22 protein-coding genes are annotated in these 23,915 nt (G+C 51.4%); 9 read left to right on the top strand and 13 right to left on the bottom strand.

What is annotated here, in order from left to right; translation table 11 throughout:
- Window positions 1–75: 75 nt before the first annotated feature.
- Both H8K29_RS00195 and H8K29_RS00190 read left to right on the top strand, forming a co-directional pair.
- Complete coding sequence (locus H8K29_RS00195) at window positions 76–765, top strand: hypothetical protein (RefSeq protein WP_186895920.1); 690 nt, start codon at window positions 76–78, stop codon at window positions 763–765.
- A gap of 40 nt (window positions 766–805) precedes the next feature.
- Window positions 806–1,234, top strand: a complete 429-nt coding sequence (locus H8K29_RS00190) for a PaaI family thioesterase (RefSeq protein ID WP_186884213.1) — start codon at window positions 806–808, stop codon at window positions 1,232–1,234.
- Between the two features lie 61 nt (window positions 1,235–1,295).
- Here the strand turns inward: H8K29_RS00190 and H8K29_RS00185 are convergent, their stop codons facing one another.
- A complete protein-coding gene (locus H8K29_RS00185) occupies window positions 1,296–2,963 on the bottom strand; it encodes a long-chain fatty acid--CoA ligase (protein WP_186895919.1) in 1,668 nt (555 codons plus the stop codon).
- A gap of 171 nt (window positions 2,964–3,134) precedes the next feature.
- On the opposite strand from H8K29_RS00185, the gene H8K29_RS00180 reads away from it, so the two are divergent.
- Window positions 3,135–4,517, top strand: coding sequence for a hypothetical protein (locus H8K29_RS00180; protein ID WP_186895918.1), 1,383 nt, complete (start codon window positions 3,135–3,137; stop codon window positions 4,515–4,517).
- Window positions 4,518–4,539: 22 nt separating this feature from the next.
- On the opposite strand, the gene H8K29_RS00175 is transcribed toward H8K29_RS00180, so the two are convergent.
- Window positions 4,540–4,995 carry a DUF2721 domain-containing protein gene (locus H8K29_RS00175; RefSeq protein WP_222611381.1) on the bottom strand — a complete coding sequence of 152 codons (456 nt, stop codon included), beginning with the start codon at window positions 4,993–4,995 and terminating at the stop codon, window positions 4,540–4,542.
- 220 nt (window positions 4,996–5,215) lie between these two features.
- Here H8K29_RS00175 and ygiD point away from each other — a divergent pair, with 220 nt between their 5' ends.
- A complete protein-coding gene (gene ygiD, locus H8K29_RS00170) occupies window positions 5,216–5,992 on the top strand; it encodes a 4,5-DOPA dioxygenase extradiol (RefSeq protein WP_186895917.1) in 777 nt (258 codons plus the stop codon).
- A gap of 64 nt (window positions 5,993–6,056) precedes the next feature.
- On the opposite strand, the gene H8K29_RS00165 is transcribed toward ygiD, so the two are convergent.
- Window positions 6,057–7,406: an ATP-binding protein gene (locus H8K29_RS00165; RefSeq protein WP_255423204.1), complete on the bottom strand. Its 1,350-nt coding sequence runs from the start codon at window positions 7,404–7,406 to the stop codon at window positions 6,057–6,059.
- Window positions 7,406–8,131: a response regulator gene (locus H8K29_RS00160; RefSeq protein WP_186884150.1), complete on the bottom strand. Its 726-nt coding sequence runs from the start codon at window positions 8,129–8,131 to the stop codon at window positions 7,406–7,408. The genes H8K29_RS00165 and H8K29_RS00160 overlap by 1 nt, the downstream gene beginning before the upstream one ends.
- A gap of 409 nt (window positions 8,132–8,540) precedes the next feature.
- On the opposite strand from H8K29_RS00160, the gene H8K29_RS00155 reads away from it, so the two are divergent.
- Entirely contained in the window at window positions 8,541–9,062 is a 522-nt protein-coding gene (locus tag H8K29_RS00155) for a Spy/CpxP family protein refolding chaperone (RefSeq protein ID WP_186895916.1), read from the top strand.
- Between the two features lie 76 nt (window positions 9,063–9,138).
- On the opposite strand, the gene H8K29_RS00150 is transcribed toward H8K29_RS00155, so the two are convergent.
- Together H8K29_RS00150 and H8K29_RS00145 are read right to left on the bottom strand one after the other, a co-directional pair.
- Window positions 9,139–10,413, bottom strand: a complete 1,275-nt coding sequence (locus H8K29_RS00150; protein WP_186895915.1) for an Hsp70 family protein — start codon at window positions 10,411–10,413, stop codon at window positions 9,139–9,141.
- A gap of 82 nt (window positions 10,414–10,495) precedes the next feature.
- Window positions 10,496–11,806, bottom strand: a complete 1,311-nt coding sequence (locus tag H8K29_RS00145; protein WP_186895914.1) for a hemolysin family protein — start codon at window positions 11,804–11,806, stop codon at window positions 10,496–10,498.
- A gap of 128 nt (window positions 11,807–11,934) precedes the next feature.
- Here H8K29_RS00145 and H8K29_RS00140 point away from each other — a divergent pair, with 128 nt between their 5' ends.
- The gene (locus H8K29_RS00140; protein ID WP_186895913.1) at window positions 11,935–13,158 is read left to right on the top strand and encodes a TCR/Tet family MFS transporter; all 1,224 of its coding nucleotides are present in this window, start codon (window positions 11,935–11,937) and stop codon (window positions 13,156–13,158) included.
- Between the two features lie 80 nt (window positions 13,159–13,238).
- Here the strand turns inward: H8K29_RS00140 and H8K29_RS00135 are convergent, their stop codons facing one another.
- Complete coding sequence (locus H8K29_RS00135; RefSeq protein WP_186884155.1) at window positions 13,239–14,549, bottom strand: dicarboxylate/amino acid:cation symporter; 1,311 nt, start codon at window positions 14,547–14,549, stop codon at window positions 13,239–13,241.
- 205 nt (window positions 14,550–14,754) lie between these two features.
- Entirely contained in the window at window positions 14,755–16,272 is a 1,518-nt protein-coding gene (locus H8K29_RS00130; RefSeq protein ID WP_186895912.1) for a PLP-dependent aminotransferase family protein, read from the bottom strand.
- A gap of 173 nt (window positions 16,273–16,445) precedes the next feature.
- On the opposite strand from H8K29_RS00130, the gene H8K29_RS00125 reads away from it, so the two are divergent.
- Window positions 16,446–16,772 carry a hypothetical protein gene (locus H8K29_RS00125; protein ID WP_186895911.1) on the top strand — a complete coding sequence of 109 codons (327 nt, stop codon included), beginning with the start codon at window positions 16,446–16,448 and terminating at the stop codon, window positions 16,770–16,772.
- A 23-nt stretch (window positions 16,773–16,795) separates the two neighbouring features.
- Here the strand turns inward: H8K29_RS00125 and H8K29_RS17810 are convergent, their stop codons facing one another.
- Complete coding sequence (locus tag H8K29_RS17810) at window positions 16,796–17,656, bottom strand: hypothetical protein (RefSeq protein WP_186895910.1); 861 nt, start codon at window positions 17,654–17,656, stop codon at window positions 16,796–16,798.
- 324 nt (window positions 17,657–17,980) lie between these two features.
- Here H8K29_RS17810 and H8K29_RS00115 point away from each other — a divergent pair, with 324 nt between their 5' ends.
- Both H8K29_RS00115 and H8K29_RS00110 read left to right on the top strand, forming a co-directional pair.
- The gene (locus H8K29_RS00115) at window positions 17,981–19,690 is read left to right on the top strand and encodes a DUF1800 family protein (protein WP_186895909.1); all 1,710 of its coding nucleotides are present in this window, start codon (window positions 17,981–17,983) and stop codon (window positions 19,688–19,690) included.
- A 10-nt stretch (window positions 19,691–19,700) separates the two neighbouring features.
- A complete protein-coding gene (locus tag H8K29_RS00110; protein WP_255423203.1) occupies window positions 19,701–21,101 on the top strand; it encodes a DUF1501 domain-containing protein in 1,401 nt (466 codons plus the stop codon).
- Here H8K29_RS00110 and H8K29_RS00105 read toward each other — a convergent pair.
- From H8K29_RS00105 to H8K29_RS00090, 4 genes are all read right to left on the bottom strand, one after another.
- Window positions 21,098–21,694 carry a chromate transporter gene (locus tag H8K29_RS00105; RefSeq protein ID WP_255423202.1) on the bottom strand — a complete coding sequence of 199 codons (597 nt, stop codon included), beginning with the start codon at window positions 21,692–21,694 and terminating at the stop codon, window positions 21,098–21,100. The genes H8K29_RS00110 and H8K29_RS00105 overlap by 4 nt on opposite strands.
- Entirely contained in the window at window positions 21,694–22,266 is a 573-nt protein-coding gene (locus tag H8K29_RS00100; RefSeq protein ID WP_186895908.1) for a chromate transporter, read from the bottom strand. The genes H8K29_RS00105 and H8K29_RS00100 overlap by 1 nt, the downstream gene beginning before the upstream one ends.
- A gap of 60 nt (window positions 22,267–22,326) precedes the next feature.
- A complete protein-coding gene (locus H8K29_RS00095) occupies window positions 22,327–22,815 on the bottom strand; it encodes a phage regulatory CII family protein (RefSeq protein ID WP_186895907.1) in 489 nt (162 codons plus the stop codon).
- Between the two features lie 155 nt (window positions 22,816–22,970).
- Entirely contained in the window at window positions 22,971–23,864 is an 894-nt protein-coding gene (locus tag H8K29_RS00090; RefSeq protein WP_186895906.1) for a methylglyoxal synthase, read from the bottom strand.
- Between the last annotated feature and the right edge of the window lie 51 nt (window positions 23,865–23,915).

The raw sequence follows: 23,915 nt of genomic DNA, 5'->3' as shown, positions 1-23,915 counted from the left end.
TGTTATACCGGCCTGTCAGCTTCTGAGTCCGCGATTCACTTTGTTGCATATCCTCTAAGATAGGAATTTGTCAGAATGATCCTGGTTGTTACTTTCGTATTGATATCTGCTCTTGCTGCGGCATTGCTCTTTGTCTGGTTGCGTACACGACGGGTCATGCGAGCCGACTATATCCGTAGTTATATGTTCCCGCCTGGCCTGTTGGAACGCTTGCATCAACGTCGTCCAGAATTATCATTAAAGGATAGACAACTGGTGGCCAGAGCACTGCGACAATTCTTTTTGGTGTATCTAACGTCTGGATACAAGCATATCTCTATGCCGTCACAAGTGGTGGATGATTTGTGGCACGAATTTATTTTGTACACAAAAAACTACGATGCTTTTTGTCAAAAAGCTTTTGGCCGTTACATGCACCACACACCGGCGGCTGTGTTAGGTGAGAGCCAGCGTAGTAATATCGGTTTGCGTCGCACCTGGTGGTTCGCCTGTCTCGAAGAAAATATTAATCCACGCAGCGCTACACGCTTACCTTTGCTGTTTGCGCTGGATGCAAAGTGGAATATTGCAGATGGATTCCGTTATGAACCAGACTGCAGTGCCTTACGCAAAAATGGCGATGGCACGGTGTACTGCGGCGGCGATTTTTATACCGGGGGCAGTACAGGAGACAGCATTGACTTTGGCGATTCCACTTCTTTTGGCGATGTTGCTGATAGTGGTGGTGACAGCTCATCATGCAGCGGTGGATGCGGCGGCGATTAACGATCGTTTGCCGGTGAATGAAAAAAACAGAAAGATGAAGATGGAACAAGTGTTATCAAATCAGGCAGAACATGCCGAAAAACTGAATCAGCTAGGCAGCAGTTTTTTACCTGGCCATCTTGGTGTACGGATGTTGTCGGTAGAAAAAGGTCGCTCGCATGGTGAGCTGGAAGTACTTCCTCATTTGCTGGCACCGAATGGTTTTTTACATGCCGGTAGCGTGATCACGCTGGCCGATACTGCTTGCGGCTATGCTTGCATGGCAAGTTTGCCAGAAGGCGCGCACAGCTTTACAACCATAGAATTAAAATCGAATCATCTGGGAACTGCCCGTAGCGGCAAAATCGAAGTAGTGGCGAGTGCATCTCACCTCGGGCGTACGACCCAGTTATGGGATGCCGAAGTGACATACGAGGGAAAGACGATAGCCTTATTCCGATGCACGCAAATGATACTTTATCCAAAATGAGGCTGGCTTGCAGATGGTGCATACAGCCTGTGCACCATCTCAGCGGATGTTTCTCAGTCTGTTAAGCCGCGTTATTTGCGGCTTCTTTTTCTTGCAGCAGGCGCCACATGATTTTGCCCGAACCAGATTTGGGTAGCGTCTCGACAAACTCAATCAGACGCGGCACTTTATAAGCCGCCATTTTCTCGTGCGCCCAGGTGATGATTTCTTCCGGGTGAATCACTGCACCAGGTTTTCTGACTATCAGCGCCTTCACGGTTTCACCGCGATACGTATCCCGTGCTGCGATGATGCAGCATTCCTGTATAGCCGGATGCTGATACATCATGGATTCGACTTCGGCTGGCCAGACTTTAAATCCGCTGGCATTGATCATGCGTTTCAGCCTGTCCGTAAAAAAGAAAAAACCTTCCTCATCGATATAGCCGAGATCACCGGAACGGAAAAATTTTTTACCGTCGAGTTCAGCGAACGCATCGGCGGTTTTTTCCGGATCATTCCAATAGCCTTGAAATAATTGCGGGCCGTGTATCCAGATCTCGCCGGTCTCACCTTGTCTGACTTCCTGCATCGTAATGGGGTCAACAACGCGGGAATCGACATTGAAAAAGGGTATGCCCAGACATTGCTGTTTCATTCTTTGTGGCGGATTCAGATGTGATGGCGCCATCGTTTCAGACAAACCGTAACCTTCCATATATACCTGACCTGACAGATCCAGCAATTTTTGTGCGATTGCCGCCGGCATCGCAGCACCGCCACCGGATACGCGCGTCAGTTTGGAAATATCATATTCCGGCAGACGTGGATTCGATAAAAAATCTATCATCATCGATGGCACCAGTGTCCAGTTGGTGACGTGGTAACGAGTAATCAGTTGCCCCGCAACGTCTCTGTCCCAGCGTGGCAAAATCACCAGCGTGCCGCCACAGTAAAGTGAAGCATTCATGACGGATTGCATGCCGGTGACATGAAAGAAAGGCAGCACCGCAAGCGCGACGTTATTCGGCACGATAGGGCCGGACCAGGTCGGGCTGGCGACAATATTGAACATGACCGAGCGATGGGTATGAATGCAGCCTTTCGGATGCCCTGTTGTGCCAGAGGTATAAGGCATGCAGGCCAGATCATCCGGTGTCGCCTGATGTGCGGCGGGAGACAGAGCTGCTGCAATCGCCGTTTTCCACGGCGTGATCTGAGGCGATGCTGGTACTTCGGCTGCGGCTTTAACGAACTCAGGAACGGTCAGTGTGGTGTCGCAAGTCAGATGATCTGAGTATGTCGCCACTACTGCATGCCGGAGTGCCGTGCTGCCGACGAGTGGTGCTAATCGTGGAAAGACATCCTGCGACACCAGTGCGGCTTTGGCGCCACTGTCTTTAATGTAGTAATCAAGTTCGTCCGTCATCAGCATCGGGTTGACTGGCACGACCATCGCGTCTGCCCGCAGAATCGCATAGAAACCGATGACGAACTGCGGGCTGTTCTGCATATCCAGCAGCACCCGGTCGCCACGCTGGATACCGCAAACCTGTTGCAGATATCCGGCTAAAGCGAGCACTTCCTGATGTAGCTGACGATAAGTCAGCACGGAGTCGTAAAATATGATCGCTGCTTTATCCGGGTAACGTTGTGCGGAAATCTGCAGATTTTCATACACACTGACGGAGGGGACGATCAAATGGTGCGGCAGCCCTTTTGGCCAATGGACGTAGTGAGCGGTATTCATTCAGAGTCTCCTTGGAATAGTGTTTTATTTAGAGTGCCATATTTCGGCTGGAATTGCATGATCGTCCGTAAAATTGGAACTAATTTCTGAGTTTTGTAATTTTGAACATATTCTGTTTTACTGCTGACGTTACAATGTGCTGTCAGTCTCAATTTTCATATCGGAGTTACCGTGGTTTTCAGCAGATTCATTACTTTTAGTGCCATCAGCATTCTGTTGTCCGCTTGTGGTGGAGGCGGTACGAGCAGCAGTAGCGCTGGCAGCACCCCGGTTGCTGTCAGCGTGCCCTCTGCATCCACGGTGTCAGTTGGCGATGCACTCAGCTTTGTCGGGCAGGCCAGCAGCTCTGCGGGACAGATAACGCAAATGTCCTGGCAGACCGAGGCTCTGACGCTGGGTGCCAATCCGCTGACAGCGATCACGAATGCCGACTGTAAAACGATGCAGACCTCGGGCAATTCGGCGAGTTGCACCTTACAACTGACGCCTCCCGCAAAACTGACTGCCGACTACACTTATAAGCTGACCTTGCTGGCAACTGATGCAAAGGGAAACACCTCCAGCTCTTCGACGACATTAAAGGTACTGCAATCCGCTTCGGTGACCAATAATCCTGTGGCGCAGACCGGTGCTGACGCGAGCGTGACTTCCGGTGATAAGGTGAGCCTGAGTTGCGCTGGTAGTGGCGGAACGCCTGCCACCAGTGGCGCCGCTTATGCCTATCAATGGGTGGTCGAAGATGCAGCCGGTCTGACGATTTCTCTGGCCAGTACGACTGGTGCCAGCAGCAGTTTTGTCGCACCCGTAGTGAAAGATGCCACGACCGTCAAGTTGCAATGCCGTGTCACTGACGATAAACAAAAGACAGGTACCGCGACACAGAAAATCACGATCACGCCTGTTCTCAAGCCAACGATCGTCCCGATTTCTTACAGTGGCGGCACCGTGCAACCCGGCGCTGCGGTGGCGCTGGATGGCAGCAAAACTACGATGTATGACGTTAATGGCAAAGAAGTCAGCGGTACGATTTATTATCTGTGGAAATTCAAATCTGGTCCGGCGGGCGCTACCCCGCTGACGGTCTACAACCCGACCAGTAGCGTTGCCAGCGTTGTCTTTCCCAGCGTCGTCACGACCACGTCAACTTATGTATTTACCTTGAACGCCTCTACTGCACCGATTGCCGCGGATGGTACTTCGGCAGATACCGTTAAACAAAAAGATGTGGTGTTCTTTGTCAGCGCCCTGCCGCCGATTACATTAACTTCATACAATCTGGTGCAGGTAGTACAGAGCGGAGCCAGCGTACAGTTGAAAGCAGAAACACCGAATTACACCGGATCATCGCCGCTGTATTTCAGCTGGACACAGACAAATACGCCGCTGGTGACACTGGTCGGTACGAATTCCCAGATTGCTGGTTTTATCGCGCCGACCGTATCTGTCGCGACAACGCTGAGCTTCCGGGTGTCGGCAGACTATTTTCCGATTACCGTGGCCAACCCCGGAAGTGCCAGTGTCGATTTGCTGGTGCAGGTACAGCCCAAGAACTGAAAGCGATATGCCGACGACAGAATCAGCGTTGCAAATGTCTGATTCTGTCGCGTTGATGTTGGCGATCCAGCGTTCTTGTTGCAACGATAATTTCACTCATAAAATAAACAAAGCTGCCGATCAGCGACAAAATACCGCCAACAAACAGACCCGCAATCAGTTTATCAAGGTTTAAACCAATCGCATCCCCGACGAACAACGCCGCAATCACCAGGCAGATCAATAAGCCGCAGGTTGTGCTCAGCGTAATCGCACGATTAATCAGATGTGAGCGTTGAAATAATTCAACCAGTTCCTCTTCGAGACCCACCGTTGCGTTTGTCTGCAGTAAATTTTCCACCACCCTCGCTCTGTCGATAATTCTTGCCAGACGGCTGGTCAGTACGGCGAGTTTCGTGCCAACACCGGTCAGCAGAAAAACGGGGGCAATCGCGAGTTGAATGATATGGCTGACGTCGCCAAGCTGAAGACTGATCATGGAATTCCTTTCTAATTTTTGCGTGATTCTACCTTGTGGTTGAATTGCATTGATGTTCTTGCCTACCTGCTTTTCAAAAATATTCTATCCTAGAGCCCGTTACTGTTAACTATCTGTAGCTTGTGTGCTTGCCTGATACCGGTTTGTGCTTGCAATAATTGACCTCAGGTTACATAGATTGTTGATAGATTCAAAACCAGATCACTGTCAGGACTTATTTATGACTCAGTCACAGCGCATGCCAGCCATTTTCGTCGGACATGGCAGCCCCATGAACGCAATCGAAAATAATATTTATACCCAGGCTTGGGAGGCGTTGGGGCAACGTTTTCCTGCGCCAAAAGCGATATTGATGATATCGGCACACTGGATGACGCGTGGTGTGGCGGTAACGGCAATGAAGCAGCCGCAGACGATTCATGATTTCGGTGGTTTTCCGCAAGCCTTGTTTGACATTCAATATCCGGCTCCCGGCGATCCGGCGCTGGCACAGCACATTGCACAACATCTTGCACCGTTACCGGTGGTACTCGATCAGCAATGGGGGCTGGATCACGGTACCTGGTCGGTACTGGTGAAAATGTATCCACAGGCGCAAATTCCAGTGATACAACTGAGTCTGGATCTGACCCAGCCGGCCAGCTGGCATTTCGAATTGGGACAGAGACTGGCGGCCTTGCGGGACGAGGGCGTCATGCTGATGGCGAGCGGCAATGTGGTGCACAATTTACGCCGTATGGCTTTTCAGTCGCCCGGTTTTGACTGGGCGCACCGCTTCAATAATGTTATGCGCAAGGCCATTCTTGAAGATGACACTGAAAAGCTGGTGAATTACCAGCAATTCGGTCAGGATGCGGCACTCTCCGTACCGACCTCTGAACATTTTCTGCCGTTGCTGTATGTGATGGGAAGTAAAAATGGTCATGACAAGACCGAGATCGTAGTGGATGGTATGGATCTCGGTGCCATTAGTATGATGACTGTCCTCATATCATGAGGCGAGTGCCGGAAAGCCCGCGACTATGTGACTATGGGTGACTGTAGGGCTTTCTGGCAGACAGTTATTGCGGATTCTGAATGGGCAGGGTCAGGCGTACTTCCAGACCGCCCTCGGGCAGATTGCGTAGCTGCAGTTGTCCGTCATGTTGTTGTGCGATATTTTGTGCGATGGTCAGCCCGAGGCCAGAACCGCCGGATTCGCGCGAGCGTGATGTTTCCACGCGATAAAACGGCTCGAATACTTTTTCTTGCAGTTCCGTTGGAATGCCTGCACCGCCGTCTCGTATAAAAATCTGTAAAACGTCTTTGCCGCCTTCTTTTTCTTTTGACATACTGACTTTTGCGTAATGTCCGTATTTGACAGCATTATCAATCAGATTCGTCAGGCAGCGCCGCAGCGCCTGAGGTTTGGCCAGGACGGTTATTCCTGGCAATCCTGAAAAACTGACGTCTTGCCCTGCCTCGCTGGCGTCACTGCAAACACTGTCAAGCAGTGAATCAATATCCAGCGGTCGGCGCGCTTCACTGCTTTCTATACTGCGCGCCAGATCCAACCCTTCCCTGATCATCATCTGCATGGCGGATAAATCACCGATCAATTTTTCGCGTAATTCAACATCACTGACTTTTTCGAGGCGCAGACGCAAACGGGTTAAGGGCGTTTGTAAATCGTGAGTAATCGCCGCCAGCATATGTGTGCGCTGTGAAATATGGTGGCGTATCCGGGCCTGCATCGCATTGAATGCCCGAGTTGCGGTGACGATTTCGCTGGCACCTTTTTCAGGTAAGGGCGGACGATTAATGTCTTGCCCCAGTGCCGTGGCCGCTTCTGCCATATGGCGCAGGGGACGCATCGTCATTCGGGCGATAATCAAGGCTAATACTGCAATGAAGGTCAGAAATAAAAAGAAATATTGTATGAAATCATCACGCAGCGGTGGCGCTGGTGTTTTTGGTGGCATCACCGTCAGACGTAACACGGTGCCATCGTGCAAGGTAATACTGAGCGCCTCACATGGCACCCGCATCAGCACAGCATTTTTGGGTGGACGCGGGCAGGTTGACGGATCCGTTGGCAGAGACAGTACGCGGAAATTCCGACCCAGCCGTTCGCTGACAGCTCTGGCGTAATCCGAGCGCGGGCCGGTATCGCTGATATTTTCGGGTAAGGTGGTGACCTCTAACCCCAACCTCGGAGCCGTCGCCAGAAAACTCTCGCGGTTTGCTGTGGGCAAGGTATCGAGCGCACTGATCAACTGTTCTATCCTATCGATAGAATGTGATTCACGGTATTGCATCAGCGTTTTTTCGCGCTCACCAAAGGCCAGCCATACTGTCAGTGTGGCGGATAATAAAACACCGATCAGAAGCGCGCCAAAGACCCGCCCCCACATTGACGACAACATCGCCATCAGTGCTTCTCTGCCGTTACAGTCACCGCCAGCACATAGCCGCCGTTACGAACTGTTTTAATGATTTGCGGAGAGCGCGCATCTTCCCGGAGTTTCTGGCGCAGACGGCTGATCTGGATATCGATAGAACGATCAAAAGGATCAGCATCGCGGCCGTGCGTCATATTCAATAACTGATCCCGATTCAGAACGCGATTCGGGTGTTCGAGAAAAATATTCAACATCCTGTATTCGGCACCGGACAAGGAAACGATCATATCGTCCGGGGCGATCAGATGGCGAGCTGTCATATCCAGCACCCAGCCGGCAAACTTCAGTTTTTGCAAACCGTCGTTATTCGAGCCCAGTTGATTATTTTGTGTCCGCCTTAACACACTGCGTATGCGGGCCAGCAATTCGCGTGGTTCGAATGGTTTCGGCAGATAGTCGTCGGCACCCATTTCCAGCCCGAGTATCCGGTCTAAGGGTTCACCGCGCGCGGTCAGCATAATGACGGGAATCGTCGATTTGCTGCGAAGATTCCGGCATAAAGTCAGACCGTCGTCTCCGGGTAAATTCAGGTCGAGGACGATCAGTTCAAATTGATGTTCCTGTAATGCCGCCCACATCGCGGTGCCATCCGCCGCCATGACGGCGGAATAGCCGTTTTGATCCAGATATTCAGCCAGTAAACTGCGGATATCGCGGTCATCGTCAACAATGAGTATTTTATTTGAGGTATCCATGGTCTTCATTATGAACCGGGTCTCCGTGAAAGGCATTGTGGGTTTGTATCGTCTTGTTATGATAACGCTTTGCCGACATAGTACGAAACATCGGACGGACACGCGTTCCGGCGTTGTTACACAGAGATACAAACCTGAACGTAATTGATATTTACCGGTTACAAGACGCAAGCACAATGAGGCCGTTGACTGTTACCCCGGCAAGATGTGTAACGGTTAATGTTGCTCAACTGCAGTTGTTTTATTTTATAGGACTGACGCAAAACCGCCCCAGCGGCGTCATGGCTCCTGGCCGTACGATTCGTACTGTCTGCGTTGCCATGCCTTGCCGGAGCAATTTTGCGTCAGTCCTGTTTAAAAAATAAGTATCTGCAAAGTCTGAGCTTTTTCCGTGCATTCAGAAAGATAAATGATGAAAAATTTCAAACAAACTTTGCTGGCAGTTGTTCTTACTTCCTGTTGTGGCGTCAGTGCGATAGCGTTGGCACAAACCGCACCGGACGTTCCTCCGCGTCCGCAACATCCTATGGGCGAGCCTGGTAAAAATCCAGAGCAGATGAAAGAACGTTTTGCCAAGCATCAGGCAGAGCTGCACGATACCTTAAAGATTACGGCAGCACAGGAGCCCGCGTGGAAAACATTCATACAATCGGTCACGCCTAAAGCCATGCCGCAGCGCGAAGATTTTAAAGAGCTGGATAAGCTGACCACGCCGCAGCGCATGGAAAAAATGCTGGAAAAAATGAAAGAGCATCAAGCGGCATTGCAGGATCGTTTGGCTGCTACCAAGACTTTCTATGCAACATTGACGCCTGAACAGCAAAAGATTTTTGATGAAAGCCATCGTCGCCTGCAGCACAAAATGCAGAGCCACATGGCGCGGCAAATGCATAAACGCGGTGATGCTCCCGGCATGATGGACAAGCCATAAAACATTCAGAAGCAAAATAAAACGGGCACCTTCATCGGGTGCCCATTTTCTTTTTTAATCGGTATCTTTGATATCGTCAGGCGAATCGTCGTGCCGCATCTAATCCCAAGCCTGCACCGATACTGCCGAATAAATCACCTTCCACCTTACGTGCGTTCGGAACAATCGCCGCAATTTGCTGACGCAAACCGCGCACGCCACTTGACCCACCCGTAAAGAAGACTGTGTCCACCTGATCTGGGCGAATACCCGCCTGCTGCAATACTTTGGCGACAGCCTGTGCAATATCGCGGCTCAGATGGCCGATGGCTGATTGTAAACCTTCTTGTTCCAGTATCAGTGAACAGGGCACAGATACCGGTTTGCTGCGCAGGCGTTCGAGTGGCAGATTGATTGCATCCTGATCCGACAATAAAATTTTTGCTTCTTCCGATTTGATCGCCAGCCAGTGTCCATCCCGGTCTTCGACCAGATTCAATAAGCGTTCAAAGCGCTGCCGCACATCGCTGCTTTGTATATCGCGATATACATCCTGTAATTCCCGCCAGACTTTTTGCGTGTAGGCCAGATTAATTGTGTGCCACGTCGCCAGATTAAAATAATAACTCGATGGCACATCGGTCTGATTCGCCAGTCTGCCACCTAAACCCAGCAAGGGCATGATGTGCGTCAGACTCAGATATTTATCGAAATCCGTACCGCCGATATGGATACCGCCATTACCCAGAATATCGTCATGCCTATCCAGTAAATGAGCGCGTTCCGGCGCCAGACGCACCAGCGAAAAATCGGAAGTACCACCACCGATATCGGCGATCAGAACCAACTCTTCTTTTTCTATGCGTGACTCATAATCGAAGGCGGCCGCGATAGGTTCAAACTGAAAATGTACTTCTTTGAAACCAACTGCGTGGGCAATATCTTCCAGGGTGTTCTGGGCGATCTGATCCGCCTGACGGTTATCGTCGATGAAATGGACGGGGCGACCGAATACCGCATGTTCAAACGCTTGTCCGGCGGATTGTTCGGCACGTTTTTTCAGTTCACCGATAAATTGCGATAACAAATCGCGAAATGCCAGTGGCTTGCCCATGACTTCCGTTTGACCGTCGATCAGACTGGTGCCCAGCAAGCTTTTCATCGAGCGCATCAGGCGCCCTTCATACCCAGCCAGATAGTTCGTCAACGCGGCACGTCCGTAGCTGACTTCATGTTCTTCGGCATTGAAGAAAATGACCGATGGTAAAGTCAGCTTATCTTGTTCCAGCGCCAGCAAAACGGATTGCGCGCCACGATGCCAACCCACGGTTGAGTTTGAGGTACCAAAATCTACTCCACAAGCTTGCGACATGAAACTTCCTGATAAAAAAACGAAAACGCCGTCAACCTGATGCTGGCGGCGCTGAAAATGAGTGACCTCTATACAGAAGCCTTTATTCCGGTGTTGCTGACGGTTCTTGCTGAAGAACGACCAGCAACTGATCTATACGGTAATGGTCGATATCGACAACTTCAAACTTATACCGGTCTACCATCACGAAATCGGTACGCTTCGGGATCTTTTTGAGCATCGTCATCATGAAGCCCGCAATAGTCTCATAGCTGCCCTGTCCGGGCAAGGAATCTATGTTCAGGGCACGACAAACGTCTTCTATCGTTGTCGCACCGTCAATCAGCCACGAGTTCGTGTCGCGCTGGACGATCTGGTCTTCCAGAAACGGATGCACCAGATTTCCCATCAGCGTACTCAGGACATCGTTGAGTGTGATAACACCGACAACCAGCGCGTATTCATTGAGGATCACGGCGAAATCCTCGCGCGTCCCTTTAAATTGCTCAAGCATCTCCGATAAAGTCAGTGAATCCGGTACGGCCAGCGCGGTTCTGATCGACAGTTCTTGCACTTTGGAAAAAGCCTGATTGGTCAGGACGCGCTTCAGAATATCTTTGGATTCGACGTAACCAACCACGTTATCGATGTGGCCGTCACAGACCAGAAACTTGCTGTGCGGATTATCCGCAATTTTCTGGCGTATCACGGCATCGGTGTCTTGCAAGGTAAAAAATACGATGCTGTCGCGCTGTGACATCGCGCTCGGGACGGTGCGGCTTTCCAGTTCAAACACATTGCCTATCATGTGGTGTTCACGTGCCTGCAGCACACCAGCCTCAGCACCGGCATCCACCATCGCATAAATTTCATCTGAGGTAATCTGTTCATCTCTTACGGTTGGTAAATTCAGCACTTTGAAAATCAGATTGGATAAGCCATTGAATATCCAGACCAGCGGCTTAAACAGGCGGGCGCACAAACGCATCGGGGTAATGACCACCATTGCTACTGATTCCGGCGCGATCATTGCCAGTTTTTTCGGAATCAGATCCGCAAACAGAATGAAAATGGAAGTAACAAAGACAAACGATGTCAGAAAACTTGCAGTATCGACCCAACTGTTATTTCCAAACATCGCGTGGAATACGGTCGAGAAATACGGCGTCAGCGCTTGTTCACCCAGAATACCGCCAAGTATCGCGACCGCGTTCAGGCCTATCTGTACAACAGTAAAAAAATGACCGGGCGCCTGTTGCAGCTCCAGTACTTTCGTTGCGCGTAACTCCCCTTCTGATTCCAGTACCTGTAATTTCATTTTTCTCGCTGCGGCAAGAGAAATCTCTGCCATCGAGAAAAATGCACTGATCGCAACCAGTAAAGCAATCACCAGAAAGTGATCAAATAAGGCCATGTTAACTCCCATGAAGCATGTTGTCAGGGTTAATCATATACTATGCAAACCTCCGCCTGAGAATGCGTGTAAGACGGCGACACCGCAAATTGATCCCTGAATTTTTATTGTATCGAAAGAGAGTGCAGATGCCTCCACCGGATTCTTCTGAGCAAACGTCTTTGTCGACGAATGTGCGTTTTGTGCTGATTACTGTCTTTCTGGATATTCTCGGCATCGGCCTGATTATTCCTGTTCTGCCCCGGTTGGTGGCGTCGTTTACTCTGCAGAGCGATATGCAGGCATATTGGTATGGCGCGATTGTCGCCATCTACGGTGTGATGCAGTTTTTCTTTGCACCAGTGATCGGCGCACTGAGTGACCGCTTTGGTCGCCGTCCGGTGTTGCTGACCTGTGTATTTGGGCTGGGGCTGAATTTTGTTTTACTGACTCAGGCAACATCCATTTACTGGCTGCTGTTTATCCGGGCTTTAGGCGGTGTGACTGCGGGTAATCTGTCTGTCGCAACGGCCTATATTGCGGATGTCAGCGCACCGGAAAATCGTAGCAAGGCGCTGGGAAAAATTGGTGCGATGTTTGGTCTTGGCTTTATCTGCGGACCTGTGATCGGCGGGTTGCTCGGTGAAGTCCACATTCATTATCCGTTTTATCTGGCTGCCCTTGTGTCGCTGGCAAACGTGGTCTACGGCTATTTTTCTTTGCCTGAATCCTTATCGCCGGAACACCGTAAAGCCTTTTCACTGTTATCGGCCAACCCATTTGCAGGACTGAACGGGCTTGCGCATTTACAGAGCGTCGGGCCGCTGGTATGGGTGTATGCATTGTCGATGTTTGCCCAGTTTATTTTGCAAACGACCTGGGTTTTATCGACAGAATTACGTTTCGGCTGGACGCCGATGCAAAATGGTTTTTCCCTGTTTATTGTCGGTATTTCCAGTGTACTGATGCAAGGTGTTTTTCTGACGCGTTATATTCAGCGTGTCGGTGATGCGAATGCTGTTTTGTTTGGCCTCACGTCTTCGTGTATTGCGCTGAGTCTGTACGGCGTGGCCACGCAGGGCTGGATGATGTATGTCCTGATCCTGTGCAATATGCTGGCATTTGCTTCCGGGCCAGCTTTACAGGCCTTTTTCTCCCGTGCTGTGAATGCGCGTTCGCAAGGTTTAGCCATGGGTTCACTAAGTGCTCTGGCGAGTATTATGAGCGTTGCGGCGACACTCACTGGCACTGCTTTGCTGGCACAGGTGAGTCATTTTCCGCGCGGTAGTTGGATGCTTGGCGCGCCTTTTTTTATGGCGGCAACAGTACAATTATTTGCGCTCTTGCTGGCGATGCGTCACCTGAAAAAATAGCGCATTATCATTTGCGTACGATAATTTGCGCTCATAAAAAAAGCGGACTAATGTCCGCTTTTTTTTTGGTCATCAACCGATCAGCGATGCCGTGGTACATCCATCATCGCTTCGTAATCATCACTGTCCACTGGATTGACTGAATTCAGGCCGTTTTCCAGTTGCTGCATGTTGACGTCATTTCCCCACTTTGCCACGACGATAGTTGCAACGCCATTCCCGATCAGATTTGTCAAAGCGCGGGCTTCTGACATGAAGCGGTCAATACCGAGTATCAGAGCGAGACCTGCAACCGGCACGTGGCCTACCGCAGATAAGGTGGCGGCCAGCACGATAAAGCCGCTGCCGGTGATACCCGCCGCGCCTTTGGATGTCAGTAACAGTACGGCCAGCAAAGTGATTTGCTGCATCAGGCTCATTGGTGTATCTGTGGCCTGCGCGATGAACACAGCTGCCATCGTCAGATAAATTGAGGTGCCATCGAGGTTAAATGAATAGCCAGTCGGAACAACCAGACCAACGACAGATTTTTTCACGCCCAGTTTTTCCAGCTTCGCAATAATCCCCGGCAATGCGGATTCAGAAGAAGAGGTGCCGAGCACGATCAGCAATTCTTCTTTGATGTATTTGACGAATTTCCAGATGCTGAAACCGTGGAACTTAGCAATAGTGCCGAGGACAACGAAAATGAAAATCAGGCAGGTGCCATAAAAAGTCGCCATCAGATAACCGAGTGACAGCAGTGAGGAAACACCGAATTTACCGATGGTAAATGCCATCGCGCCGAACGCACCAATTGGTGCCGCTTTCATGATGTAGCCAACGATGACGAATAAGACGTGCGAAAATTTTTCGATAAAGTCAAAAACCAGCGTGCCGCGACCACCGAAACGATGCAATGCAAAACCAAAAAATACCGAGATCAGCAAGACTTGCAGAATTTCACCTTTGGCAAATGCATCGACGATGGTTGTCGGAATAATGGCCATCAGAAACTCGGTCGTTGTCTGCATTTTTCCCGGAGCAGTGTAGGCGGCGATTCCTTTGGTATCGAGCGCATTCACGTCGATATGCATGCCGGCACCGGGTTGTACAAGATTGATCATGACCAGCCCGACAATCAGCGCCAGCGTACTGACAACTTCAAAGTACAGCAGCGCCATACCGCCGGTTTTACCGACTTTTTTCATATCTTCCATACCGGCGATACCGATCACTACGGTACAGAAAATAATCGGTGCAATCATCATCTTGATCAGCTTGATGAAGCCGTCGCCCAGCGGTTTCATTGCCGCGCCGGAATCAGGGTAATAGTGACCTAATAAAACGCCGATGATAATGGCGCTGATCACCTGAAAATACAGGGATTTGTAGATTGGTGGCTTATTCATTTGCCGTCTCCGTTAATTTTGTGGAATTTGATGGCGGGAATGAATGCGCCATATCAATCACGATGATTTCTAACCGAGAGCATTATCAAAAAATAGGCAAATCCGGGCAATTGTGGGTTTCCACACGATTGCCAATCTGCCAAGCGGGGAGCTGAGTGCGGAAAACCGGGCTTGAATATGTGTTTATTTTCAGGCCGGATCAGTTTTAAGCCGCGATGTGCCGTTCCTGATGTTGACGTTGTCGCGCCATGGCCGTGATGATGTGTCCCAACTGACGCAGGGCATTATCTAATTCCGGCGTGAAATGCTTGCCACAATTTAAACGCAGGAAATGATCGAACCGGTTTGAGTTTGAATACAGCAAACCTGGCGACACTAATATCCCCTGTTCTAACGCGGCCTCAAATACAGCTTGCGACGAAAGCTGATGTGGCATTTCTATCCAGAGTGAAACGCCACCATCTGGTATCGTCAGGCGCGTACCCTCAGGAAAATAGGCGGCAATTGCTTCGGCCGTGCGCTCGCGTTGCTGAGTCAGAACATGGCGCAGCCGTCGCAGGTGGCGGTCGTAGGCGCTGGAGTTAATAAATTCGGCCAGCACGATTTGCGACCATTCTTCGTTGTACCGGGTCTGGGCATATTTCAGCATGCTGATTCTGGCGTGCCAGCGTCCGGCGACCATCCAGCCGACGCGCAAGCCCGGTGCCAGAATTTTATGTAGGGACGCACAATAAATCACATTGCCGGTTTTATCCCAGTGTTTGGCGCTGACCGGTGTCGCGTCGGCATTCACTAAGGCGCTGTACGAATCATCTTCAATCAAGGGAATTTGCTGCGTTTCACACAGGGCAACCAGTCTTTGTTTATGGCTATCCGGCATGATGCTGCCCAAAGGATTTTGCAAATGCGGCACGACAACGACGGCTTTGATATTGTCATAGGTGCGCATTGCCAACTCCAGCGCCTCTATCGAGATGCCGGTTTGCGGGCTGGTCGGAATTTCCAGCGCCTTCATACCCAGACTCTCGAGCACTTGCAGCAGACCATAAAACGTCGGCGACTCTACCGCGATGACGTCACCGGCTTGCGCCACTGCACGTAAAGCCAGATTCAAGGCTTCGATACAACCCATAGTAACAACGACGTCGTCGGGCTTGATGCTCATACCTATGCCCAGCGCACGCTTTGCCAATGCTGCTTTCAGTTCTTTATTGCCGCCCGGCGAGATCGCCTTGGTCAGCAATTGCGGCCGCTGTCGCAGCAAGCGTATGGCCAGATTTTTTAACTCTTCCTGTGGATACATATCCGGCTCACCGTTGGCTCTGGCGAAATTGATATTCACCGGACGCTGCCCCTGCGCGATGATGGCCGACACTCGCTCGTGAATACCGACGAACTGCGCCGGGTCAATCGGTGCATTGATGGGCGGCTCTGTTGCCGGCACCAGATTAATGCGTCTTGGCAGACGCACAAAATAACCCGAGCGCGGGCGCGCTTCCAGCCATCCCTCAGTTTCCAGCTGGCGGCACATTTGCAAAGCGGTTGATAAGCTCACGGTATGCAATTGCATCAGCTTGCGCACAGACGGCATACGATCACCGACCACCAGCGTACCCGCCTTCATCGCCGATAAATAATGATTGGCCAGCCGTCGGTATAAAGGCAGAGGCAAATCATTCTCGTGATTCGGGTTGTACAGTTGAAATGTGCTGTGTTTGGGCATGCGACGATGATCCTCTCCGCCATACAGGATGAACAGATACAGTTAGCGTGAATAGACACAATAACAGATGCCGGAATTCTGGTTTGCACCGATGCAGTCTGTGCGTTTTTGTGTCTGTTATGGCTGTTTGCCCTGACCTATTCTGTGTGCATATCTTCAGATGAGAGCTCAGCATGCATATCACTACTTTGCAATCCACACAGTCGCTTCAGGTGTATGTTACCGCCGGGACTTTATTACATTTAAGTGTCGGCCAGGTCGTTATTCAGATTCCCTCGTTGGAGGTTGACGCTTACGCTTACACAACGCAAATTTACATGCCGGAAGGTGCTGTCTATGCTGTTGAGCACAGCGGTTGGATACAGATATCGGCCCGGCGTCGTAGCGAGATTTTGACGCAACTGCCAGAACCCACTATGGCTGTCCGATTCTGGTGTGCCTTAAAAAATCTCACTCTTCGCTGGTGGCGTCGCAGTTGGCGCAGGCGTGTACCAGGTTGATCGCGCAACTGTGTCTGAAGGGCTTAACGGCCGCTGCCAAAAAACTCTTTCATCATGAAATTTTCCAGCTCTGCGGTGTCTTGCGGTCTGGCTGATAAGGTAACTACCCGGCCAAGGCGATGTGACTCCCAACTGAAGTCGCCCTGATATTCCTCACGGATTAACATGATCATGCGCCGGATGATGGCGATCTCAATGTCACCACCCAGACCGGCATCCACTTCGATAGTTTTTTTGAAGCTGTTTTGCCGATCAGGTTTCCAACCGCGGAAGGTAAAGGTTGCTACGCGTAAGCTTTTGCTTGTGATCTGGAATACCCCGCCCGTACCTTCGCGGCCATTCGCTTGCTGCATACTGCGACGCACATTGGCTTCTGCGACTTCTTGCGGACTCATGCCGCGTCCAGACTGATTTGCCGCATTTTCCTGATTCGACGGATCCTGCGCACGGCGTCGTTCACGTGCAGCATTCAACATGCTCATCATATCTTGCTCAGGTGGTGCCTGAACGATGGGCGTGGGCGGTGTGACGGTTGTTTGCGCCATCTGAACCGGTGCTACCGGCGGCGTTACCGGTGAGACGATGGATTTTTTCGGACGTGGAATGACTACGGGCTTGGAAACCGGCTTTTTGGGTTCAGGTGCTGCCATTTTTGCGACGGTTGCCTTATCCAGCATCAGAACGATGGCATTTTGTGAGGCGGCGTCATCGCCCTGCTTTTTTTTCTTGACCGGATGCATATTCAGTAAGAAGTACAGCAGCAAGGCATGAATGATCAAAACAATCACGATACCTACGAAATTGGCGGGTCGAAACCGGATATGCAGATGAATTTCGCCAGACTTGGCAAGATCATTTTCTGGTGCTTCGATACTCAACTTCATGGATGGCGGTCAAGAATTTCTGGATGGCAGGTTGGCAAGGATACCTTAATCTGTGGCACGGACTGTAACAAAGATTGATGATTTAGTAGCAGGCATCCTCTACATGAAGTTGTTTTCGGAAACGAATATGTAACAAGAATTAATATCGTGGTTTTCAGCGACTGCGCTATTCTCCTATGAAATCGCTTGTTTTGTAGCGGCTTTATGCGTTCATTTTGTGAAGAGCGCATACAAATTCAGTGTGCGAATCCAGCGGCTGTCTTCTATGCTATTCCGGATTCGCCAACGGTGTCTGGCATTGCATGCATACAGAAGGAGAAATACATGCTGGTTCAAACTGAAGATGAGAACGTTCTCGGGGGTGATCCGCCCCGCCTGCATGAAAATTCCGGCGTGGGCTTACCGGCTGCGGCGCTCGTATCGGCCACCCTGTTGAGTGCTTGTGGCGGTGGTGGCGGAAGTACCGGTGGCAGCGGCAGCACCGCTCCCGTTATCAATGCCCCGCCGGTCACCGAAATTCAGGCATCGCGGTTTCTGGCGCAGGCGTCGACCGGTGCGACCCGCGAACAGATTGCCCGCGTCGGCGCGATTGGCTATGCGGCATGGATCGATGAGCAGATGGCGATGTCGCCTTCCCAGACCCGTTGGGACTGGCTGGTAGCCAAAGGCTTTAACGCTGCGGCGAATATTTTTACCCAGAATGGTTTTGATTCTGTGGTCTGGTACAAGCTGATTAACGCACCAGATACTTTACGTCAGCGCGTCACGTTTGCCTTGTCAGAAATTATCGTGGTCGGGATTGATGGCCTGGTGGGCGCTGGCTGGCAGGCATTTTCTGCGGCTCAGTTTCTGGATTTGCTGGAAGCGCAATGTTTTGGCAATTTCCGCACTTTGCTGGAAAACGTGTCCACCAGCGCGGCGATGGGACAATACCTGACTTATCGCGGCAACACCAAATACAATGCCAAAACCGGTGCGCTGCCTGACGAGAATTACGCTCGCGAACTGATGCAATTGTTTTCTATCGGACTGCTCAAGCTCAATCCCGACGGCACACCACTGACCGTGAACGGGGTGCAGCAGGAAACCTATACCCTTGACGACATCACCGGTCTGGCCAGAGTTTTTACCGGCTGGGATTTCGATTTATCGACCAGCAAAACTGATACGCCGGATTTTTTAAGGCGTCCGATGACGCAGGTCGATAGTCGCCATGAAACAGGCGCATCGACATTTCTTGGTGCGACGGTGCCTGCCGGCTTAAACGGGGTGCAAAGTTTAAAAGCGGCTTTGGATATTATTTTTGCGCATCCGAATGTTGCCCCATTTATCTGCCGTCAGCTGATACAGCGACTGGTGACCAGCAACCCGACGCCAGCCTATGTGCAGCGTGTTGCGAGTGTATTCCTGAACGATGGAAAAGGAGTGAAAGGCAATCTGGGCGCGGTGGTCAAAGCGCTGCTGCTGGATGATGAGGCGCGCAACGCAGCCAATCTCAGTAATCCGCAATCCGGTAAATTGCGCGAACCGGTGTTGCGTTTGCTGGCATGGGCGCGTGCGTATAAGTTATCGTCCGTCAGTGGTAACTGGAATATCGGTAATACCAGCGATCCGGCGACCCGCCTCGGGCAAAGTCCTTCGCGCTCTTCATCCGTCTTTAATTTTTTCCGTCCCGGTTATTTGCCGCCGAATAGCGCGATCGGTGCCGCATCTCTGGTCGCACCGGAATTTCAGATCACCAATGAATCAACCGTGGTCGGCTATGTGAACTTTATGCAGCGCTTGGTCAGTCTTGGTAATACCGATTTAATCCCCGATTACAGCAGTTTGCTGCCCTTAGCTGAAAATGCACCGGCGCTGCTGAAAGAAATCAATCTCGTGCTGGCAGCGGGGCAAATCAGCGATGAAACGCTGAACAATATTGCCACGGCGGTCAACACCATGCCAACCGGTACGGATGCGCGCAAGAATAATCGCATTTATGCCGCACTGACCCTGGTTCTGGCTGCGCCAGAATTTCTCGTCATCAAATAAGGAATTCATCATGACCGATCAAACCATGATGAATGCATCCCGCCGTGCTTTTTTGCAGCGCGCTTCAGCTTTATCAGTGGCCGGTATTGCGACGCCATGGGCCTTAAATCTGGCGGCGATGTCCGAGGCTGCAGCGGCCACCGCGACGGATTACAAAGCTATCGTCTGCGTATTTTTATACGGTGGTAACGATTATGGTAATACCCTGGTGCCTTACGATACCAGCTCCTACAATGCGTATTCAGCATTGCGCCCGACTCTGGCGTATGCGCGGGATACGCTGACGGCGACGGTACTGAGCTCGCTCAACGATCCGAAAGACAGCGCTGGTGTCAGCCACCAATATGCGCTGGCACCGAATCTTGCGCCGCTGATGCCGATCTTCAATGCCGGTAAATTGGGCGTGATCCTGAATACGGGCACGCTGGTACAACCGACCACTAAATTACAGTACACAAACAAGAGCGCGCCTTTGCCGCCGAAACTGTTTTCGCATAACGATCAGCAATCGGTATGGCAGTCGAGCTCTGCCGAAGGTGCGCGTACTGGCTGGGGCGGCCGCATGGGTGATCTGTTCCAGGCAGCTAATACTAACTCCACGTTTACCTGTATCAACGTCTCCGGAAACGCGGTGTATTTATCGGGAAATACAGCGGTGCAGTATCAGGTATCGACCAGCGGATCAGTGCCGTTATCGGCCTTGCAGACTTCGATGTTTGGCTCGAAAGAATGCTCTGCTGCCTTACAAAATTTAATCACCCAAAGCCGCACGCATTTATTTGAAAATGAATATAACCGCGTGACGAAACGGGCAATTGATGCGAATGTCATTTTGTCTTCGGCGTTGGCCAGCGCACCTGTACTGAACACGCCATTCCCGACGAAAAACAGTCTGGGTGATCAACTGAAACTAGTTGCCCGTATGATTTCCAGCGCGACGACACTAGGTGCAAAGCGTCAGGTGTTTTTTGTTTCTATGGGTGGTTTTGATACGCATGATGGTCTGGTTGCGAATCATCCCGGTCTGATGAAAACGCTGGCAGATGGCATGGCGGCGTTTTATAACGCAACAGTAGAGTTAGGTGTCGCGGACAGGGTGACCACGTTTACCGCGTCTGATTTTGGCCGTACGTTGAGTGGCAACAATGACGGTTCAGATCATGGCTGGGGCAGTATGCATTTTGTGATGGGGGGCGCGGTGAATGGTCAGCGCTATTTCGGCACACCGCCTGTCGTTGCGTCGAATGGGCCGGATGATGTTGGTCAGGGACGTTTGCTGCCGACGACTTCAGTTGATCAGTACGCCGCAACATTGGGTAAATGGCTGGGTGTATCCGACAGTAATTTACTGATGTTGTTGCCCAACCTGGTGAATTACAACGCCAGCAACCGTACTCTGGGTTTTGTTTAAACCAGCCCGAACCAACCCAAAAGCGCACCCGCCGCCAGCAGCCACAACAAATGCAGGTTGGTGCGCCAGACCACCAAGGCACATGCTGCCGAGAGCAGCCACAGTGGCCAGTCGCGCACCACAACATTGTGTGAACTCGCCATGATCCAGCCTGTTGCAAGCAGCAGACCGATGACGATAGGCGTCATTGCGAGTTTAAAACTGCGCACACCGAGCAGATCGCGGTTTTCATGACCCCAGCGGGCAGCCATGTAAGTGAGCGTGGTACTTGGCAGCAGAATGCCTGACATCGTGATCAGCACACCGAGTAAGCCCGCCCACATGCTGCCGCTGTTGAGACCGACATTCCAACCCATCAGGGCGATAAACAAGACATTCGGCCCTGGTGCGGCTTGTGCGATCGCGATCGAGGCATTGAATTGCGCGTCCGTCAGCCAGTGTTGCTGATCGACCAGATAACGGTGCATGTCCGGGAGTGTTGATACCGCGCCGCCGATCGACAACAAGGACAGCATCAGATAATGCAGCCACAGATGAAACCAGTCGCCCCAATTCATGCTGATGTGTAAAACCGGGTGGATTGCTTCGCTCATTATTTCAGCTTCCTGAACACCAGCGCCCAACTGATCGCACCCAGTCCCAGTAATACATAGACCAATGGCAGTTTGAAAATTGCGACGCAGACAAAACAGACGGCGCTGAATAACAGTGCCAGACGTTTGCCTAATGGATGATGATTGAGTGCAGGAATCAGCTTCAGACCGGTGGCAGCAATTAGCCCGGACGTCACGGCGCTCATGCCGCGCAAAGCTCCGGCAACGCCGGGATGTTGCGCAAACTGAACGTATACCGCTGCCATCAGCAACACGATGATCAAGGGAATCATCAATAAGCCAGCCAGCGCCATCAATGCACCCGGCAGACCAAAGTAGCGATTACCTATCATCAGACAAAGATTGATGACGTTCGGGCCGGGCATGATTTGCGCAACCGCCCAATCCTCCACAAATTCTTCGTTGGTCAGCCAGCGTTTGCGTTCCACCATTTCTCTTTGCACGATCGCGACGACGCCGCCAAATCCCTGCAATGCCAGCACGGTGAATGAAAAGAAAATGTCTGCTAAAGATGTTGGACGTGCGCGTGCAGGTTGAGGCTCGGTAGACATGGTATTGGAAATGTCAGCAGGAGCACTATTGTAAAACAGAGCTGCGGGTAGCGCAGAGACTCACTCCTGAGACTTGCGATGGGCGCGGATACGAGCGCGCCATTCGCCGAGCGCGGTTAAGGCACCCTGAAATTCACGCTCAATCAGATCAGCTTCGGCATCGGTGATGACGCCATCAAGCAGCGCTGTGGAAACGGCTTCCGCCACATCGCCAACCTGACTCATGACGCGGCAGACTGTTTGTGACAGATCATCTTTCAATACTTCGTCCGGTTCCGGTACGACAAATGCTGCCATGCCGTGGCGTCCGAGCAAGGCGTGCAATGGCAGATGCGCTTCTTTTACCCCGGCGTTATGGCAGTGTTCAACAATGACGGACAGCTCTTCAAACGAAGGATAGTGCGAGTCAATTCCGGGGGCTAGTTTGTTTCTGAGGACGTTGACGGAAATATCCATGCGCAGCGCCAGCGCTTCCAGCCCACCCGGATATGCACGTGCGACTTTGTACAGCGCATCGTGCTGGTTCATATCTGAATATTTACGTGTCATCGTGCGTCCTTGATTGCCGGGAGATTGATCATGACCAGGCCGCATGGTGCAGCATAGTGGTACGCGATTGTACTGATTCAATATCTGCTTATCAATCAGTTGTAATCAAGGCACTGCCCACCGCAGAAAATATCAGTAGCGGCTTCTTTCTTTCCTCACGCGGCGGATCGCTCACTGAGGAAGGTCAGCCAGCGATCTGCACCTTCCACTTCGCTGAAGACCTGCGCGAAATCGGTCACAGTGCGGGCGGCACGTTCGAGTAACTGGATATCTGCTTCATGCTGACGAGCGACATGCGGGTCTTCCAGAAACAGGATGCGCCGTATTTTTCTGTCGAGTACCAGTTCCGCTAACTGGGCATCGCCGCCGAGCGGGCCGGAAAGAAAGGGCTGAACCCAGTCACGTCCTGCTTCGCCTTTGATTTTTTTTGCTAACTGATTCAGCAGACCGCCGGTGGTGCCGGTCGCATACCGATACGCAAACTTATCCAGCACACTGAAATGCTTTTCTGCCAGCGCCAGCATTTTTTCTTTCATGGCATCGTGTGCAATCAGCGCAATACCTTCATTGTTCAACGCGAAGCTGGCGTTGAGTGCGGGATCGGTGGGAGCGCCATTGACGGTCGCTTCCAGTTCCAGCCATTCGCGGGCGCCGGCCAGCGTGGCCAGAAATGGCTTCCTGTGAATCACGCATTGCCGTTTTAATGCGACTGCCTCTGGAAAAACAGACGATGGATCGACCGGATCAATCAGATAAATCACCGCATCCACCGCTTTGGCCGGATCACTGTCAACAACGCGTGAGACCAGCTTCATCAGGCCGCCGTCACGACCATAAGGAAAACGTTCAACATGCTGGCAAATATCCAGCAGACCATGCATAACCATCGCATCCAGCGTTCTGCCGACGACGACAAACTCCGGTTGCAGGAATGTGATAGCCTGACGTGAACCGCGCAGTAGTTGAACTAAGGCGGAATCCTGTGCATCCTGATGAGAGCGGTTTGCAATCAGGCCAATACGCAATTTTTTAGCGACGGTAAAGCTCACGGTTCATCCTTTTCTTAAGGGCAGACCGTCAGTGTAACCCCGGCACAGGAA

The organism is Undibacterium sp. CY21W, from assembly GCF_014284265.1.
GTDB lineage: Bacteria > Pseudomonadota > Gammaproteobacteria > Burkholderiales > Burkholderiaceae_D > Undibacterium > Undibacterium aquatile.
The sequence above is the reverse complement of the archived record's forward strand: the minus strand, read 5'-3'. Positions and strand labels throughout refer to the sequence as shown.